Here is a 16,045-nt window from a genome sequence, read left to right on the forward strand (position 1 = left end):
GGTATCAGTCGTAGTAGCGGAAGATCACCTCGGCGACGCAGGCGGGCTTGTCGCCGTCCTCGATCTCGATGACGCACCGGTAGACGGCGTCGACGCCGCCGTCGAACGGCACGGTGTCGGCCAGGTGCAGGTCCAGCCGTACCCGCGTGTCGACCGGAACCGCGGCCGGAAAACGAACTCTGTTGAGGCCGTAGTTGAGTCCGAGGGAGCAGAAGGACGTATCGATGGTCTGCTGGATGAGCCCGCCGATCAGCGCCAACGTGTGGTAGCCGTGCGCGATGATCGATCCGAACGGGGACGCCGCGGCGCGCTCGGTGTCGAAGTGGATCCAGTTGAAGTCGTGTGTGGCCTCACCGAATCCGCGGATGTGCTGGTGGTCCAGCGTTACCCACGGACTGGAGCCCAGATGTGTGCCGACGTGCTGGGTGAGATCGGCGGTGCTGCCGAAGACGATCATCGTTCCTCCTGGGACGGGACGGGTGCGGGGCTGTCGGATCTCGGGTCGAGCATCTGTTGCACGCCCCGGCGGTCGAGCTTGGCGTTGGCCAGGAACGGGAGCTGGTCGCAGAACCGCACGCTCTTGGGGATCTTGTACGAGCTGAGGCGCTCGCGAAGGAACCTCTTCACTTCTTCCTCGGTCGGGGCGTGCCCGCGGGCCGGGACCGCAAGCATGTGGGCGGCCTCCCCGAGGTCGGGATCCGGCACGGCGGCCACGGCGGCGAGCTGGATGCCGGGGTGGTTTTCGACGGCCTGCTCGATCTCCATCGGTGAGATGTTGTAGCCGCCCGAGCGGATGAGCAGTTTCGAACGACCGGCCAGGACAAGGTTTCCCGAGTCCTCGAAGTAGCCGAGATCGCCGGTGCGGAGCCATCCCGTCGGCGTGATCGCTTCGGCGGTCTTGTCGGGCTTTCCCCAATACCCGTGCATCAACGGGTTGCGTCGTACGAGGATCTCGCCGGGTTCGCCGGGGCGGTGCCCCGGGATCGGTTCGATCCGGATGTCGATGTCGTCGAGCGGCTTGCCGACGGTGCGGGTCGCCTCCGCAGGGGTGATGTCCCGATCGGTCATGGTGATGCACCCGATTTCCGTCATGCCGTAGGAGGCGCCGACGACGGGGATCCGGGCGGCGAGCCGTTCCGCCAGGCTCACCGGCAACGGACCGACCCACCACAACCGCTCGAGCGAGCCGAGGTCCGCGGTCTCGAACCGATCGTGTGCCATGAGCCTGTTGAGCATGGTTTGGATGACTCCCTGCCAGAGGGTGACCTTCTCCTGCTCGATCGCGTCGAGTGCGGCGCCGGCCTCGAAGCGCGGCAGCTGGACGAGGGTGCCGCCGGACAGAATGGCGGACACGACTTCGTTGCCCTGACCACCGATGTGGTCGATCGGCATGAGCGACAGGATGCGTGGCGCCTCGACGGGAGTGTGGCGCAGGAGCGCGGAGAAGGTGAGGATGCCGCGATGGGTCACGACGGCGCCCTTCGGGTCCCCCGTCGTCCCGGACGTGTAGACGATCGACAGCGGGGCGTCGGGATCGACGGGCCGCGCGACGGATCGTGCGGGAACCGCCTCGAAGGGCACTGGCCCGCCCGGCTCGTCACCGAGACGAACGACGGCACGAATGTCGTGGCGTTCCGCGGCCCGATCGACGAGGGCACCGAACTGCGTGCCCTCGAATCGTTCCACGGTGACAAGGACGGAGGGCGTGGCGTCCGTGAGGATGTAGTCCAGTTCCTTCTCGTTCACCCGCGTTCCGATCCCGAGGAAGAGGGCGCCCAACCGGGCGCACGCGAGATAGACGGCGACGACTTCGGGGCGCGGGTAGGAGAGCATGCCGACCCGGTCGCCGGGGCACACCCCCAGCGCTTCGAGACCGGCGGCGGTGCGTTCGGCCTGTTCGCGCAGTTCGCCGTAGGTGCAGCGGAACGAACCGTGCACGACGGCCTCGCGATCGGGGTGGGCGGCGGCGCGGCGGGCGAACACGTCCCAGAGGCTGGTGTTCGAGGTGCCGGGGCTGGGATGAGGTTGATCGATCATGATGGTCCTCGGCGTGCGGTGATGGTCAGAATCGGGTGGACGGCGAGAAGCGCTCGGCGGAACCGGATGTCACCCGGCTGTCCAGCCACATTCCCGGCCGGCTCCACCAGCGCGCGGCGAACGCCGCACCCCATTGCGCGGCACGGTCGAACACGGTGTTCGCCTCCATCTGGGCGAGCGCGCCTCCGGCAGCATCGGCGTTGAAATGTCCTGCACGGCGGCGTGTCTCGCCCGTCGCGCCGACCTGTTCCCGGGCGGCGGCGTCCCCACCGTCGCGAGCTGCGGCGGCGAACGCCTCGATCGCGGCTTGCGCGTCGCGCACTCCGGAGTTCAATCCGCGTCCGCCGCCGAACGGTGCGAACAGGTGCGCCGCTTCACCCGCGAGGAACACCCGGTTGTGCGGGTCCGTGAATCGCGCGGCGACCGCGCGGTGGAATCGATAGCGCGAGACCCACGCGATGCGATCGCGGTAGCGTTCGCCGAGGATGGCCGCGACCCAGGCGGCGGTGCCGTCGGCCGACTGGAGGGCCTCGACGTCGTCGTCTCGGCGTGCCTGGAGGTCGAGGCGCCATCCGCCCTGGAAGGGCAGGACGAGGACATTGCGTCCTTCGACCGCCGGGTGCCGGTAGTGGAACTCCCGCACGAGGGGCAGCGGGTCGTCGGCAACCTCGTCGACGTCCACGATGACGAAGGACGCGTCGGACCGCGGACCCTCCATGTCGATTCCCAGCGACGTGCGTACCGCAGAGTGCGCACCGTCGGCGGCTACGACGTAGTCTGCGTCGATCGTGCTGCCGTCCACGAGGTGGACGGTGACCCCGTTCTCGGTGGACGACACGCCGCCGACCCGACTGCCCCACCGGATCGGAATCCCGGCCTTCTCGACGTGCTCGAGCATTGCCCGCTCCTGCAGCCGCTGCGAGATGCTGGCGCCGAACGCGCCGTGGGGCGCGCGCGGAAAGGTCCGTTCGTACACGGTGCGGCCGTGGTACGTCGAACGGATACGCGGCCAGGTCACGCCCTCGTGGGCGAGCCGCGCGCCCAGGCCGGGGGAGAAGGCGTCGAGCTGGTCCAGCGTTTCGCGGTAGAGGTAGGTCGCGCGGCTTCCGGGTCGGAGCCGGTTGCTGTCCTCAGCCTCGAGGATTGTCGTCCGGAGGCCGTGTGAGTGCGCGGCGAGGGCCGCCACGAGTCCGACGGGGCCGGCGCCGACGACCAGGACCTGAATTCGTGGCGCCGAGGTCGGGTCCGGGGGAGAGGGGGATTCGGATGTCATGGCTTCGACTGTGGCCGGACCCGGATCGGTGCTCAATGGATGACTTGTCCAGCGATCGGGCCGGGTGTTGTGGGCATCGACTCGAGGCGGTGGGCACGTGGACGCGACCCCGAGGGGCGCAGGCGGTGCGGCGGGCGTGATTCGTTGACAGGGTGCCGGTCGGTGGATAGCCTCATTGGAACGATCGTTCTAGCCAGCTTGGAGGCGTTATGGCAGGAGATCCTCGTCCCGGACTGGAATGCCGCAGTGTTTCGGCGCCGGACGATCGTGCGGCTACCGCATCGTTGCTCGGGCGGGCATTCGAGATCCTGGGTGTATTCACTCAGTCCCGACGGTCCATGACACTGAGCGAACTCGCGCGCGGAAGCGGGTTGCCCAAGTCCACGACGCACCGTCTCCTCGCGATGCTGCAGGAGGTGGGCGCCGTCGAGCGTATCGACGACCGGTATCAGGTGGGACTGCGGTTGTTCTCGGTGGGACTCTGCTCCGCCGAGCTCGAACTCCGTGACGCTGCGCTGCCGTTCCTCGAACGAATCCACCGGGCCACCCGGCAGACCGTGAACCTTGCAGTCCTGCGCGGAAACGACGTGGTCTATCTGGCGAAGATGACCGGTAGTGCAACGTCGACCCCGGCCTCGGTGGGTGGCAGGCTGCCGGCTCATGCCACGGCGGTCGGCAAGGCTCTGCTCGCACACACACCCCTCGGCCCCGCGCCGTCGCGATCTCGCGTCCTCGTCCCGCGCACACCCAGCACGATCGTGCGTCCGGACGACCTGCACACGTGTCTCGAGCGCGTCCGCATCTCCGGGTACGCGCTCGATCGCGAGGAATCTGCGAAAGGCCTGGCGTGCGTAGGGGTTCCCGTCCTGGTGGGCGACGACGCGGTCGCGGCGATCTCCGTGGCGTTTCCGAGCGGGTACGGCACCGGAGAGCAACTCGTCTCGCCGTTGCGGGAGGCGTCGGCCGCGATCGGCCGGTCGCTCGGGGCGCGTTACGTATCTGTCTAGACGAGTCGAGGAGGTGGGGACCGGATCCATGGCCGGCGCGGAGGCAATTTCACAGAACAGTCGCGATCACTTGATGAACGTCGCGGAGGAGTTGATGGCGGCTCAGGGCTACCACCGGACCTCCATCGCGGACATCCGGCGTGCATCGGGGCTTCCCGTCGGATCGATCTATCACCACTTCAAGAGCAAGTCCGGCCTGCTCGCCGCGGTGATCGAGCGGGGAAGCCGGAGGTTCTTCGCCAATCTTCCTCGGGCGGTGGATATTTCCGGATCCACCGAGGAGGCGATGCGCGCGTATTGGTCGGCTGCGGCCGCAACCATCGCCGAACACATCTCGTACTTCCAGCTCGAGGCGGACATCGTGTGGCACGGGGCGGCCGACCCGGAACTCGCCGCTGTGGTGGCGAAGGCCACCGGCTATGCCCGCGACCAGCTGGTGGACGTCATCGAGCCGTTCGCGCAAGAGGCCGGTGTGGTGGACCCGCGCGCGCTCGCGGTCGAACTCGCTCTGACCAGCGTGACGTTCGTGCGCGGCGCCGTCATCGAGTCCGGGGGGGACGCGGCGTACCTCGAACGCAAGATCGGCGCCCTCTACCGGATGTTGCGCGCCGACATCGTCGCCCAGGGCGCCGATCGCGGCGCCGGCCCGTAGGAGCACGGTCGCGCGGCCCGCGTCAGCGGCCGTCCCGGCGTCCCACGACGGTGCTCAACCGCAGCGCCAGCAGCAGGAAGAAGCGAGCATCCGGGTCGTCGAGATCGACGCGGAGCAGCTTGCAGACGCGTTCGATGCGGTAGCGCAACGTGTTGACGTGAACGTGCAGTGCACGGGCCGTTTCGGCCGCTCGCCGGTCCTTCTCCAGATACGTCTGCAGCGTGTGCAGCAGATCGGAGCCGTCGCGGGTGTCGGCGCGAAGCACCGGAGCCAACGATTCCTCCGCCGCGGCCGCCAGTGCGTCGACCCCGCCGACGTGCGCGAAGAGGCGGTACATTCCGAGAGACTCGACGGTGACGACGGCGCGTTCGCGTCGTCCGTGGACACCGACGCGCAGCGCGAAGCGGGCCTCGCGCACGGCCGCGGGATAGTCCTCGGCCCGGCGACAGACCGGACCGATGCCGGCGCCGAGCACGTGTGGGCGGCACTCCTCGACGATCGTAGCGAGGTGCGTTGCGAGGACGGTCGATTCCGCGTCGCCGCGCACGGGCCACAGCACGAACGCGTCGCCCTCGAACGTGGTCAGCTGCGCGTCGGGGACCCGAGACCGCACCCGCCGGCCCAGGGTGTCGAGCAGTGCCCGATCCACGTGCCGGTCACCTCCCACGGCGACGACCGCTCGAGGGACGCCGAGATCGAGCCCGACCAGCAGAGCCCGATGCCACAGCCGGCGCAGCTCGTCCTTCGACCCGTCCAGCAGGCTCCGCACCAAGTGATCGGTGAGGCGGATCTCGGTTTCGAGGGCGGCACGGTGCCGCGCGAGGTCCATCCCGACGAGAGCCGCCAGCACGCGCACCGAGTCGTCCCCGGTGGCGGCGGCCCCACGCAGGGTCAGCGTTGCGTTGTCCGTTCCGGGGACGCGGAACTCCCGCACGCACCCCGTCGTGCGGCTTCGGTCGACGGTCGGGTTGCCCGGCCGCGGCGGGCGGCCGTTCGGCCCCTCGAGGTGCACCGATGCGCCCCACGCGTCGCCTGCGAGTTCGAGGCAGTGGTCGAGGCCGGCACCGGAGAGCATCGATTCGGCCGTGGCCAGATACAGCTCCCGCTCGGCGCGGGACCGCTCGCGGTCGTCCTCGAGCGTCCGCAGGTCCTGCGCGGCGCGTGCTCGTTCCACGGCCCGCTCGCGCAGCTCCCCGGCCATCGACGCGAGACCGGCCAGCGCGCGCAGCTCCGCCGACTCGACGGGGCGGCGTGCGCGCGACACCACATACAGCACCGAGTCGACGTGTGCGGCTCCGCTCACCGGCACCGCCGCCGCCGAGACCAGTCCTTCTCGTTCCAGCAGCTGCCGCATCCGGGGGATCGCCCGGGGGTCCGCGCTGTAGTCGGGTGTCGACACCGGTCCGCCGCTGCGCAGCACTTCGCCTCCGAGCCCCCGGTCGGGCGGTATGTGGCTCAGGGCATGGACTTCGGGCTGACTCAGACCCGACCCGGCCACCATGTGGAGACCGTCCTCGCGGGCGTCCATCCAGAACGCCGCGTCGGCACGCGCGGTGGCGCGCGCCGAGGTGAGTGCCGCGCGCACCACGACGTCGGCACTGTCGGCCGCGACGATGTCGCGAAGAGCAGTCAGGATGTCGGTGTACTGAGCGCGCCCGGATCGTTCGACAGGCATGGCGGTGAGCATACGCTCGACCACGGCCGTGCTCCGGCGGATTCGCCGTGCCGATTCGGGTCCGCAGATGAGAGAAATGCTGGGCCGCATCACACTTCATGGGATCGTCCCGGTTGGAGTTCCGGCGCACGGAACAGTCGATGGACGCCGGTGTCCACGCGAACCTACTGTGATCCGTACAACATGCCTGCGGAGTGGGGCACCTCCCAACCGCTCCGTGAAGGAGATGGCACCTTGACCCGAAACAAGCACCACGTCGTCGTCGGCGCCGGCGCCGCCGGCCTGGCCGCGGCGTCGGCGATGAGAGACAACGGATTCGCCGGTCGAATCACCGTCGTCGACGCCGACCCTCATACACCCTACGAACGCCCGCCACTGTCGAAGGAGTACCTGTCCGACCGGAGACTGCGGGAGATTGTGGCCGAGACGGAGTACCGGCGCCTGGACATCGAGTTGCGCCTCGGTGTCGGGGTGCGCCGGCTTCGACCGTCGGACCGGCGCATCGACACATCCGACGGGGAAGAGCTTGTCGCGGACCGGGTGCTGCTCACCACCGGCGTGGCGGCACGGCGGTTGGACGTTCCCGGGGCCGCCCTCGGAAACATCCTCACGCTGCGGGATGCGGCCGACGCCGCGGCCTTGTCCGCCCGGCTGAGGGCGGGTGGGCCGCTCGTCGTTGTGGGCGGAGGGTTCGTCGGTCTCGAGGTCGCTGCGGCCGCGGTGGACCGCGGAATCGACGTCACCGTCGTCGAACTCGGCGAGCTCCCCCTCCTGGCGGCCGTCGGCCCGGAGATCGCCCGGCGCATCTGCCGGCTGCACACGGAACGGGGGGTGCGCATCCTGACGCGCCGCACGGTCGAGGCGTTCGCGGGCTCGCGCGCTGTGGAGTCGGTGCGGCTGTCGACCGGCGAACGTCTCGACGCGGCCACCGTCGTCGTCGGGTGCGGTGTCGTCCCCAACGACGGGCTCGCGAGACAGGCGGGAGTAGCCTGCGCCGACGGCATCACCGTCGACGACCTGGGCCGCAGCAGCGACCCCTGGATCTGGGCGGCCGGAGACATCGCCGCGCACGTCAACCCGCATCTCGGTCACCGGGGTCGGATCGAGCACTGGGACGTGGCCCGCCGGCACGGTGCGGCCGTCGGAGCCTCGATGGCGGGGAACGCGACCGTCAACCGCGAAATTCCCTACTTCTGGTCGCACCAGTACCAGCACACGCTGCAGATGTACGGGCGCGGGCGGCCCGGCGACCGCGTCGTTGTCCGTGACTCGACCACCGAACCCGGATTCGTGGCCTTCTGGGTGCGCGACGGGCGTGTTGCCGCCGCAGCCGCCCTGGACGAGCCGCGCGATGTCCGATCGGCAAAAATCTTGGCGGAAAACAGGATTGCAGTTCCGGACGAGACTCTGCGGTTCGCGGGTACCGACCTGCGCAGGCTGGTCCGCCAACTGAGGAGCCCGGACGTCCGGCGCGACATCGACGTCACCGGGTGATCCCGAAACAGACTCGACCTGAATCTATTCCACAGCCAGATTCGCCCGGGCCAGGGCGTTTCAGGTGCCCCGTGGCGTGGCCCCACCCACCGCGGCCCGGGGTGAAATCTGGGCACACCCGGACGTAGAGAGGATGACGATGACGACAACAATGGAGACTTCGGACGTCGAAGCCGGCGGTTTCCGCATCCGGCTCAACAGAGCCGGCCCGCGCACCGGGGAGACGATTCTGTTCCTGCACGGATCGGGGCCCGGTGCCACCGGGTTGTCGAACTATGCCGCGACCGTTTCCGCCTTCGCGGACGACTATGACTGTCTTGTGATCGACCAGGTGGGCTGGGGCGACTCGAGTCACCCGGCCGAGCTCCCCCCGAGCGGACGTGTGCGGCAGCTCGTACTGAGCAACCTGGCGCTGGTCGACGCCCTCGGCCTCGACAGCGTGCACCTCGTGGGGAACTCGCTGGGTGGGGTCGTCGCCCTGAACATGCTGACCGTCGCCCCGGACCGGATCGGGAAGGTCATCGGCATGGGGGCCGGTGGCGGCGGCAACACCGCGCCGACCGGGGAATTGCTCAAGCTCATCGAGTTCTATAACGACCCCACGCTCGAGAGTATGAAGCAGCTGATCTCGTACATGCTCCACGATCCGGACCTGTTCGGCGACGAGATCGACTCGATCGCCCGGGACCGGCTCGAGACGGCGCTGCGTCCGGACGTGCGCCGATCCCATCTCCTCACCTTCGGGCTTCCGCAATCCGGTCCCGGGCTTCCGGGCCTCCGTGTCCCGGAGACATCGCTGCGGCGGATCCGCAATGATGTTCTGCTGGTCCACGGCCGCGAGGACTCGGTGGTCCCTGCCGAGAGCAGCGAATGGCTCGCCCGGCGAATCCCCAACGCGCGCCTGCATGTCATGCCGCACTGCGGTCATTGGGCGCAGATCGAACAGGCCGATCGGTTCGTCCAGCTCAGCACGCTGTTCCTGCGCGGCCGGATCTGAGATGTCAACGAAAGGAAATCCCGTGAGCACTGTGAAGGCTCTTGCATACCTGCGGGTGCGCGGCCCTGTCGACGAGTGGAGGGAGTTCGCCACTCGAATCGTCGGAGCCCAACTCGTGCCGTCCGACGACCCCACCGAGGCCCGCTTCCGGTTCGACGAGCGTGAGTATCGGCTGACGGTCGAGGACGGTCCCCCCGGGGCGGACGCCCTGCTCGCCCTCGGGTTCGAGACGCGGACCAGCGAGGACCTCGACGCGCTCGCCCGCCGCCTGGTCGCGAACTCGGTCCCGGTCTCGGAGGATGCCGATCTGGCGCGTGCACGGCATGTGCAGCGGCTCATCGCCTTCGATGACCCCGACGGCAACCCGATCGAGGTCGTGTATGGTCATCCGCACGACCACATCCCGTTCGTGTCGCCGCGGGGAATCGACTTCGTCACCGGCGATCTCGGCCTCGGGCATGTGTTCCTCTTCGCATCCGACGCGCAGCGATCCGCCGAGTTCTACCAGTCGATGCTGGGCTTCCGCCCCAGCGACACCATCGCCTTCGGCCCGACCAATGCAGTCTTCTTGCACTGCAATCCGCGTCACCATACGGTGGCGCTCGCCGCCATCCCGGGTTTCGAACCGGGGATCGGCCATGTGATGCTCGAAGTCAGCCGCCTCGACTCCGTCGGCCGTGCACTCGATCTGGCGATGGAGACGCCAGGGCAGGTCGTGCGTGCCCTCGGGGAACATACCAACGACGCGATGACCTCGTTCTATCTGTCCACACCGTCCGGGTTCGCGATCGAGTACGGGTGGAACGGCAGACTCGTGGACGACGACTCGTGGACTGTCGGTCACTACCGGTCGGCCAGCACGTGGGGCCATCAGGTCCTTGCCGACGTCCCCAGCGCCGTGGCAGTGGGGGCCGACGATGAGTGACATGCGTGCGCTGGTCGACCCCGCTCACGGCCGACTCAACCCCACCATCTACACCGACCCGGGCATCTACGAACTGGAGCTCGAGCGGGTGTTCGGCCGTACCTGGCTCTTCCTCGCGCACGACAGTCAGTTGCCGAAACCCGGGTCGTTCGTCCAGACGTACATGGGTGAGGATCCGGTTCTGGTCGTGCGCCAGCGAGACGGCTCGGTGAAGGCGTTCCTCAATCAGTGCCGGCATCGGGGGATGCGGATCTGCCGATCGGACGAGGGCACGAGTCGCGCGTTCACGTGCACCTACCACGGCTGGTCGTACGACCTCGAGGGCAACCTCATCAACGTGCCGCAGCAGCAACGCGGATACCGTGACCGGATCGACAAATCCTCCTGGGGCGCCACGAAGGTCCCCCGCATCGCGAGCTACCGGGGGTTCCACTTCGGTACCTGGTCGGACGAGGTGCCGGACTTCGTCGAGTATCTGGGCGAGATGGCGTACTACTTCGACGCGACCATCGATCGATGGGACAACGGCGTCGAGTTCGTCAAGGGCGCCGCGAAGTGGGTCATCGACTGCAACTGGAAGCTGCCGGCGGAGCAGTTCGCCAGCGACATGTATCACGCGGCGATCTCGCATTCGTCGGCGATGCTGGCCCTGCACGAGGATCCGGCCTACCACGGTCTGCTCAACCCGCCGCCCGACGCGCCGGGCCGGCAGTTCGCCGGCGACGGCCACGGATCGGGGAGCTTCTGGCTCCCCGAGTTCGGGCCCGACCTGCACGCAGGCCCCGAGTACAGCGCCTGGCAGACCGCACATCGCGACGAAGTCTTCCGGCGGATCGGAGCCGACCGCGCCGTCAAGGTCTCGGGGCACAATCTGATCTTCCCGAACTTCTCCTGGCTCGGACCCGTGAACACGATGCGCGTGTGGCATCCGCGCGGTCCCGGACAGATCGAAGTGTGGGCATGGACGTTCGTACCGAAGGATGCGTCGCCGGAGGCCAAGGAGGGGATGCGGCGGGGCACCCAGCGGTCCTTCAGCCCGGCCGGGGTCTTCGAGACCGATGACGGTGAGAACTGGACCGAGGTGCAGCAAGTGCTGCGAGGCTGGAAGTCGCGCAGCACCGAGTTCAACGTCCAGATGGGGATGGGATTCGAGGAACGGGACAGTCACGGTCTTCCCGGCCTGTCCAACGATGTCTACAGCGAAACCGCCGCCCGCGGGTTCTACGGGCGGTGGCTGGATCTCGTCGACGGCCTGCCGTGGGACGAGATCCTCCGCCGGGCCGACGAGGCCAGGCGCTCCGAACACACAGGAGAGAGCCGATGACCACCGAAACCCGCAGCGCCGACGGGCTGCCCGCGGCCGTCCAGCGCGCCGACGTGCATCTGCAGCACGCGGTCGAGCAATTCCTGTATGCCGAGGCGGAACACCTCGACAACCACCGCTACCACGAATGGCTCGAGTTCTTCGGGGAGGACGTGCACTACTGGGCGCCCACCCGCATGACCCGCACGTTCCGGGAACGCGACGCCGAGATCTCCGGCCCGGACGAGGGCGCGTTCATCGACGACGACTTCCCCTTTCTGCGGGGCAGGGTCCGGCGGCTGACCTCGGGCCTGTCGTGGTCGGAGGAGCCACCGTCGCGCACCCGGCGGTTGCTGACCAATGTCCGTGTCGCGCACCGCGAGGACGGCGATCTCGACGTGGTGTGCAACTTCTGGGTCTACCGCAGCCGGCTCGAGCGGCACCAGGACTGGTTCGTCGGTGAGCGCTTCGATGTGCTGCGCCACCACAGCGGCGCCCTGCCCTTCAAGATCCGCGAGCGCCGGATCGTCCTCGAGCAGACCACGATCCTCGCCCCCAGCATCAGCATCTTCCTGTGAGGTTACCGACGATGACGGCTGAATCACCCAGTGAGAACACGCGGTGGGTTCGTGTCTGCGCGGTCGGCGACCTCGACGACGACGACGCGGTGCGGCTCGACTCGCGTCCGCCGGTGTCGGTGTTCAGGTCGAACGGGGAGTACTTCTGCGTCGACGACACGTGTACGCACGAGACGTACTCCCTCGCCGACGGATGGATCGAGAACTGCGTCGTGGAATGCCCGCTCCACATGGCGAAGTTCTGTCTCCGAACCGGCCGGCCCCTGAGTCCGCCCGCGACGACCGCGGTCCGCACGCACCCGGTCCGTGTCGAGGGCGGCGACATCCACGTCGGACTTCCCGACTCGTACGAACTGAAGGAAGGAGCCCGTAGTGGGACGGCTTGACGGAAGGTCGATTCTCGTGACCGGCGGCGGATCCGGGCTCGGCCACGCCCTGGTCAGAAGGTTCGTCGAGAACGGCGCTCGCGTGACCGTGCTCGACAGGTCGGAGCCGAAGCTGACCGCACTGCGCGAGGCGTTCGGCACCAGCGTGCGCACCCTGACGGGCGACGTCACCTCGTTCGCCGACAACAAGGAAGCGGCCGATCTCGCCGTGCGCGAGTTCCGTGCTCTCGACACCTTCGTCGGTAACGCCGGGGTCTGGGACTTCGGTCGTTCGCTGCTCGACGCGTCGCCGGAAGAACTGGGTACCGGGTTCGACGAATTGTTCTCCGTCAACGTGAAGGGCTATCTGCTCGGTGCGAAGGCCGCAGTGCCGCACCTGAAGTCCTCCCGCGGCAGCATGATCTTCACCCTGTCCAACGCGGCCTTCTTCCCGGGCGGCGGTGGGCCGCTGTACGTCTCGTCCAAGCATGCCGGCGTGGGACTCGTGCGGCAGCTGGCGTACGAACTTGCCCCGGAGGTTCGGGTCAATGCGGTCGCTCCCGGCGGCATGGCCACCGACCTGCGCGGGCCCGGCGCGATGGGGCTCGCCGACCGCTCGGTGGCCGATGCGATTCCGATCCGGCAGATGGTGCGCGACAACGGCGCGCTGCAGATCGAGGTGGAACCCGACGATTACGTGGGCGCCTACCTCTATCTCGCGTGCCGTGACGATTCCGCGACCGTGACGGGAACGGTGGTGGACGTCAGCAGTTGGGGAACACCCAAGCGGACCGACGCCGTCTGACGGCGCAGCGACCGGGGCGGGTCTGTCGTTCGCGACAGACCCGCCCCCGCGCGTATGCGGATCCCGGGTCACGCCGGGCTGCCGGCACGGTCCCCCAGCAGGTCGAGGGCGATGTCGACGATCATGTCCTCCTGCCCGCCGACGAGCGCGCGCCGCCCGACCTCGAGCAGGAGGGTGCGCACGTCGATGCCGTAGCGCTCGGACGCTGCCTCCGCGTGGCGGAGGAACGAGGAGTACACGCCGGCGTAGCCGAGGGTGAGGGTCTCGCGGTCCACCCGGACCGGCCGATCCTGAAGCGGCCGGACCAGGTCGTCGGCGGCGTCCTGCAGCGCGAACAGGTCGCTGCCGTGGGTCCAGCCCTGCAGGTCGGCGACGGCGACGAACGCCTCGAGCGGGCAGTTGCCGGCGCCGGCGCCGTGGCCGGCCAGGGAGGCGTCGACGCGAGTGACACCTTCCTCGACGGCGACCACGGAGTTCGCCACCGACAACGACAGATTCTCGTGGGCGTGGATGCCGATCTCGGTGCCCGGGTCGAGCACGTTCCGGTAGGCCCGAACCCGTTCGCGTACCCCGTCCATGGTCAGACGACCGCCGGAGTCGGTGACGTAGACGCAGTGCGCGCCGTAGGACTCCATCAACTTCGCCTGTCGCGCCAGCTCGGCGGGCGGTGCCATGTGGCTCATCATGAGGAATCCGGAGACGTCCATGCCCAGCTCGCGGGCCGTGGCGATGTGCTGGGCCGAGACGTCCGCCTCGGTGCAGTGCGTGGCCACGCGCACCGAGCGGACCCCGAGCCGGTAGGCGTGTTCGAGTTCGCGGATCGTGCCGATCCCGGGCAGGAGCAGGGTGGTGAGGCGCGCCCGGGACACGTTCGCGGCCGCGGCCTCGATCCACTCCCAGTCGGTGTGGCTGCCCGGTCCGTAGTTGAGGCTGCCGCCGGCCAGGCCGTCACCGTGGGCGACCTCGATGGCGTCGACGCCGGCCGCGTCCAGCGCGGCCACGATACGGCCCACGTCGTCCGGGGTGATGCGGTGCCGAACGGCGTGCATCCCGTCCCGGAGCGTGACGTCCTGGATGAACAGTTCGGTCGTCATCGGGTGGTCTCCAGTTCTGCCGCGCGCGCGGTGTCCGTCTCGGCGGCGGCCTCCGCGAACCGCAGGGCCGCCGAGGTCATGATGTCGAGATTGCCCGCGTACGCGGGCAGGTAATGGGCGGCACCCTCGACCTCGAGGAATACCGACACCTGGTGGGTGGGTGTGGTCGGGGCGCCGTCGGCGAGCAGGGTATGCACCGGTTGCCCCTCCGGGACCGGGGTGATCTGCACCCGCTGCTTGAGCCGGTAGCCCGGCACGTAGGCGGCGACGTCGGCGACCATCCGCTCGATCGACTCCCGGACGGCGTCGTGCACGACCGCGCTCGGCTCGGAGATCAGGCAGAACACGGTGTCCCGCATGATCAGCGGCGGCTCGGCAGGGTTCAGGACGATCACCGCCTTGCCCCGGGCCGCGCCGCCGACCGACTCGATCGCGTGCGCCGTTGTCTCGGTGAACTCGTCGATGTTCGCGCGGGTGCCGGGTCCGGCGGACTTCGACGCGATGGACGCGACGATCTCGGCGTAGGCGACGGGCGTGACGCGCGAGACCGCCGCCACGACGGGGATGGTTGCCTGCCCACCGCAGGTGACCATGTTGACGTTCGGGGCGTGCCGGTGTGCGTCGAGGTTGACGGCGGGAACGACGAAGGGGCCGATCGCTGCGGGCGTGAGGTCGATCAGCCGCTTGCCGTAGGGTTCGAGCGCGCGGGCGTTGGCCCGGTGCGCCCGTGCCGACGTCGCGTCGAACACGAAGCCGATCTCGTCGAAGTTCGGCAGGCCGATCAGGCCCGCCACGCCGTCGGCGGTGGTGGGGACACCCAGCCGGCGGGCGCGGGCCAGGCCGTCCGAGTCGGGATCGATGCCGACCATGGCGCCCATCTCGAGATTGGTCGAGTTCCGGATCACCTTGATCATCAGGTCGGTGCCGATGTTGCCGGAGCCGATGACGGCCACCTGTGTTTTGCGGGTGCTCATGTGTGGTCCTCCTGGGTGAAGGTCGCGGTCACCGAACCGAGTCCGGTGATGTCCGCGGTGACGGTGGAGCCGGGGTGGACGGGCGCCATCGGCCCGAGGGCCCCGGACAGGACGATCTGCCCGGCGCGGAGCGGTTCACCGAACCGGCGGGCGGTGTCGGCGAGCCACGCCAGGGCCCGCAGCGGGTCGCCCAGGCAGGCCGCGCCGTTCCCGGTGGACACCGCCGCGCCGTCGACGCGCATCGCCATCTCGGTGTCGACCGGTTCGAACTCGTCGAGCCCGCGGCGCCGGGTGCCGAGGACGAACAGCCCGGACGAGGCGTTGTCGGCGACCGTGTCCCCGAAGGTGATGTCCCAGCCTGCGATCCGGCTGTCGACGATCTCGAGGGCGGCGACGGCGTAGTCGACGCTGGCGCGGATGCGCCGGTCGTCGAGCGGGCCGTCGGCGAGGTCCTGCCCGAGCACGAAGGCGATCTCCGCCTCGACCTTCGGTTGCAGCAGGCGCTGGAAGGGCACGGGTTCGTCCTCGGTGTACTGCATGTCGTCGAACAGGACACCGAAGTCGGGCCGGTCCACGCCGAGTTGCCGCTGGACCGCCGGTGACGTGAGCCCGATCTTGCGACCGACCACACGAGCGCCGGCGGCCGTGCGTGCCGCGTTCAGTTTCGTCTGGACCGCGTAGGCGCGCTCGATGTCGGAGCTGCCGATGAGGTCACGCACCGGCGGGCACGGTGAGTGGGTGCGCACCGCGTGGTCGATCCGGACGAAGGCCGCGTGTACAGCCGGATCGTCCGTCGCGGCGCCGCCGGCGGAGGGCGGAGCCGGCATGCGGTCGGTTCCTGGGGAGGGGGTCATGGCGGTCCCGGA

At 69.0% G+C, this 16,045-nt stretch carries 16 protein-coding genes; 9 read left to right on the top strand and 7 right to left on the bottom strand.

What is annotated here, in order from left to right; genetic code table 11:
* Positions 1 to 4: 4 nt before the first annotated feature.
* The 3 genes from ISO16_RS26795 to ISO16_RS26805 are packed head-to-tail and all read right to left on the bottom strand — an operon-like array spanning position 5 to position 3,310.
* Positions 5 to 457, bottom strand: coding sequence for a MaoC family dehydratase (locus ISO16_RS26795; RefSeq protein ID WP_072634829.1), 453 nt, complete (start codon positions 455 to 457; stop codon positions 5 to 7).
* Entirely contained in the window at positions 454 to 2,037 is a 1,584-nt protein-coding gene (locus ISO16_RS26800; RefSeq protein ID WP_072634830.1) for a class I adenylate-forming enzyme family protein, read from the bottom strand. The genes ISO16_RS26795 and ISO16_RS26800 overlap by 4 nt, the downstream gene beginning before the upstream one ends.
* 25 nt (positions 2,038 to 2,062) lie before the next feature.
* Complete coding sequence (locus ISO16_RS26805) at positions 2,063 to 3,310, bottom strand: FAD-dependent monooxygenase (protein ID WP_230304439.1); 1,248 nt, start codon at positions 3,308 to 3,310, stop codon at positions 2,063 to 2,065.
* 209 nt (positions 3,311 to 3,519) lie between these two features.
* Here ISO16_RS26805 and ISO16_RS26810 point away from each other — a divergent pair, with 209 nt between their 5' ends.
* Positions 3,520 to 4,317, top strand: a complete 798-nt coding sequence (locus ISO16_RS26810; protein WP_256997141.1) for an IclR family transcriptional regulator — start codon at positions 3,520 to 3,522, stop codon at positions 4,315 to 4,317.
* Between the two features lie 73 nt (positions 4,318 to 4,390).
* A complete protein-coding gene (locus tag ISO16_RS26815) occupies positions 4,391 to 4,969 on the top strand; it encodes a TetR/AcrR family transcriptional regulator (RefSeq protein ID WP_230304441.1) in 579 nt (192 codons plus the stop codon).
* A 22-nt stretch (positions 4,970 to 4,991) separates the two neighbouring features.
* Here ISO16_RS26815 and ISO16_RS26820 read toward each other — a convergent pair whose 3' ends face one another.
* Positions 4,992 to 6,644 carry a helix-turn-helix domain-containing protein gene (locus tag ISO16_RS26820; RefSeq protein ID WP_072634890.1) on the bottom strand — a complete coding sequence of 551 codons (1,653 nt, stop codon included), beginning with the start codon at positions 6,642 to 6,644 and terminating at the stop codon, positions 4,992 to 4,994.
* A gap of 234 nt (positions 6,645 to 6,878) precedes the next feature.
* Here ISO16_RS26820 and ISO16_RS26825 point away from each other — a divergent pair, with 234 nt between their 5' ends.
* The 7 genes from ISO16_RS26825 to hcaB all read left to right on the top strand — a co-directional run bounded on the left by ISO16_RS26825 (position 6,879) and on the right by hcaB (position 13,111).
* Positions 6,879 to 8,138 carry an NAD(P)/FAD-dependent oxidoreductase gene (locus tag ISO16_RS26825; RefSeq protein ID WP_072634831.1) on the top strand — a complete coding sequence of 420 codons (1,260 nt, stop codon included), beginning with the start codon at positions 6,879 to 6,881 and terminating at the stop codon, positions 8,136 to 8,138.
* A gap of 139 nt (positions 8,139 to 8,277) precedes the next feature.
* Entirely contained in the window at positions 8,278 to 9,135 is an 858-nt protein-coding gene (locus ISO16_RS26830) for an alpha/beta fold hydrolase (RefSeq protein ID WP_072634832.1), read from the top strand.
* A gap of 22 nt (positions 9,136 to 9,157) precedes the next feature.
* Positions 9,158 to 10,060, top strand: coding sequence for a VOC family protein (locus ISO16_RS26835; protein WP_230304442.1), 903 nt, complete (start codon positions 9,158 to 9,160; stop codon positions 10,058 to 10,060).
* On the top strand, positions 10,053 to 11,384 hold the full coding sequence (locus ISO16_RS26840) for an aromatic ring-hydroxylating oxygenase subunit alpha (protein WP_072634833.1): 1,332 nt from the start codon (positions 10,053 to 10,055) through the stop codon (positions 11,382 to 11,384). Before ISO16_RS26835 ends, ISO16_RS26840 begins: the two co-directional genes overlap by 8 nt.
* A complete protein-coding gene (locus ISO16_RS26845) occupies positions 11,381 to 11,941 on the top strand; it encodes an aromatic-ring-hydroxylating dioxygenase subunit beta (RefSeq protein WP_072634834.1) in 561 nt (186 codons plus the stop codon). The genes ISO16_RS26840 and ISO16_RS26845 overlap by 4 nt, the downstream gene beginning before the upstream one ends.
* Positions 11,942 to 11,952: 11 nt before the next feature.
* Entirely contained in the window at positions 11,953 to 12,327 is a 375-nt protein-coding gene (locus ISO16_RS26850; RefSeq protein WP_072634835.1) for a bifunctional 3-phenylpropionate/cinnamic acid dioxygenase ferredoxin subunit, read from the top strand.
* Entirely contained in the window at positions 12,314 to 13,111 is a 798-nt protein-coding gene (hcaB, locus tag ISO16_RS26855) for a 3-(cis-5,6-dihydroxycyclohexa-1,3-dien-1-yl)propanoate dehydrogenase (protein WP_072634836.1), read from the top strand. The genes ISO16_RS26850 and hcaB overlap by 14 nt, the downstream gene beginning before the upstream one ends.
* 68 nt (positions 13,112 to 13,179) lie before the next feature.
* Here hcaB and dmpG read toward each other — a convergent pair whose 3' ends face one another.
* The 3 genes from dmpG to ISO16_RS26870 are packed head-to-tail and all read right to left on the bottom strand — an operon-like array spanning position 13,180 to position 16,006.
* On the bottom strand, positions 13,180 to 14,205 hold the full coding sequence (dmpG, locus tag ISO16_RS26860) for a 4-hydroxy-2-oxovalerate aldolase (RefSeq protein ID WP_072634837.1): 1,026 nt from the start codon (positions 14,203 to 14,205) through the stop codon (positions 13,180 to 13,182).
* Positions 14,202 to 15,179, bottom strand: a complete 978-nt coding sequence (locus ISO16_RS26865; RefSeq protein WP_072634838.1) for an acetaldehyde dehydrogenase (acetylating) — start codon at positions 15,177 to 15,179, stop codon at positions 14,202 to 14,204. The genes dmpG and ISO16_RS26865 overlap by 4 nt, the downstream gene beginning before the upstream one ends.
* On the bottom strand, positions 15,176 to 16,006 hold the full coding sequence (locus tag ISO16_RS26870) for a 2-keto-4-pentenoate hydratase (protein ID WP_072634839.1): 831 nt from the start codon (positions 16,004 to 16,006) through the stop codon (positions 15,176 to 15,178). Before ISO16_RS26870 ends, ISO16_RS26865 begins: the two co-directional genes overlap by 4 nt.
* Positions 16,007 to 16,045: the final 39 nt, after the last annotated feature.

It is taken from the genome of Rhodococcus sp. M8, from assembly GCF_015654185.1.
Lineage (GTDB): Bacteria > Actinomycetota > Actinomycetes > Mycobacteriales > Mycobacteriaceae > Rhodococcus > Rhodococcus aetherivorans.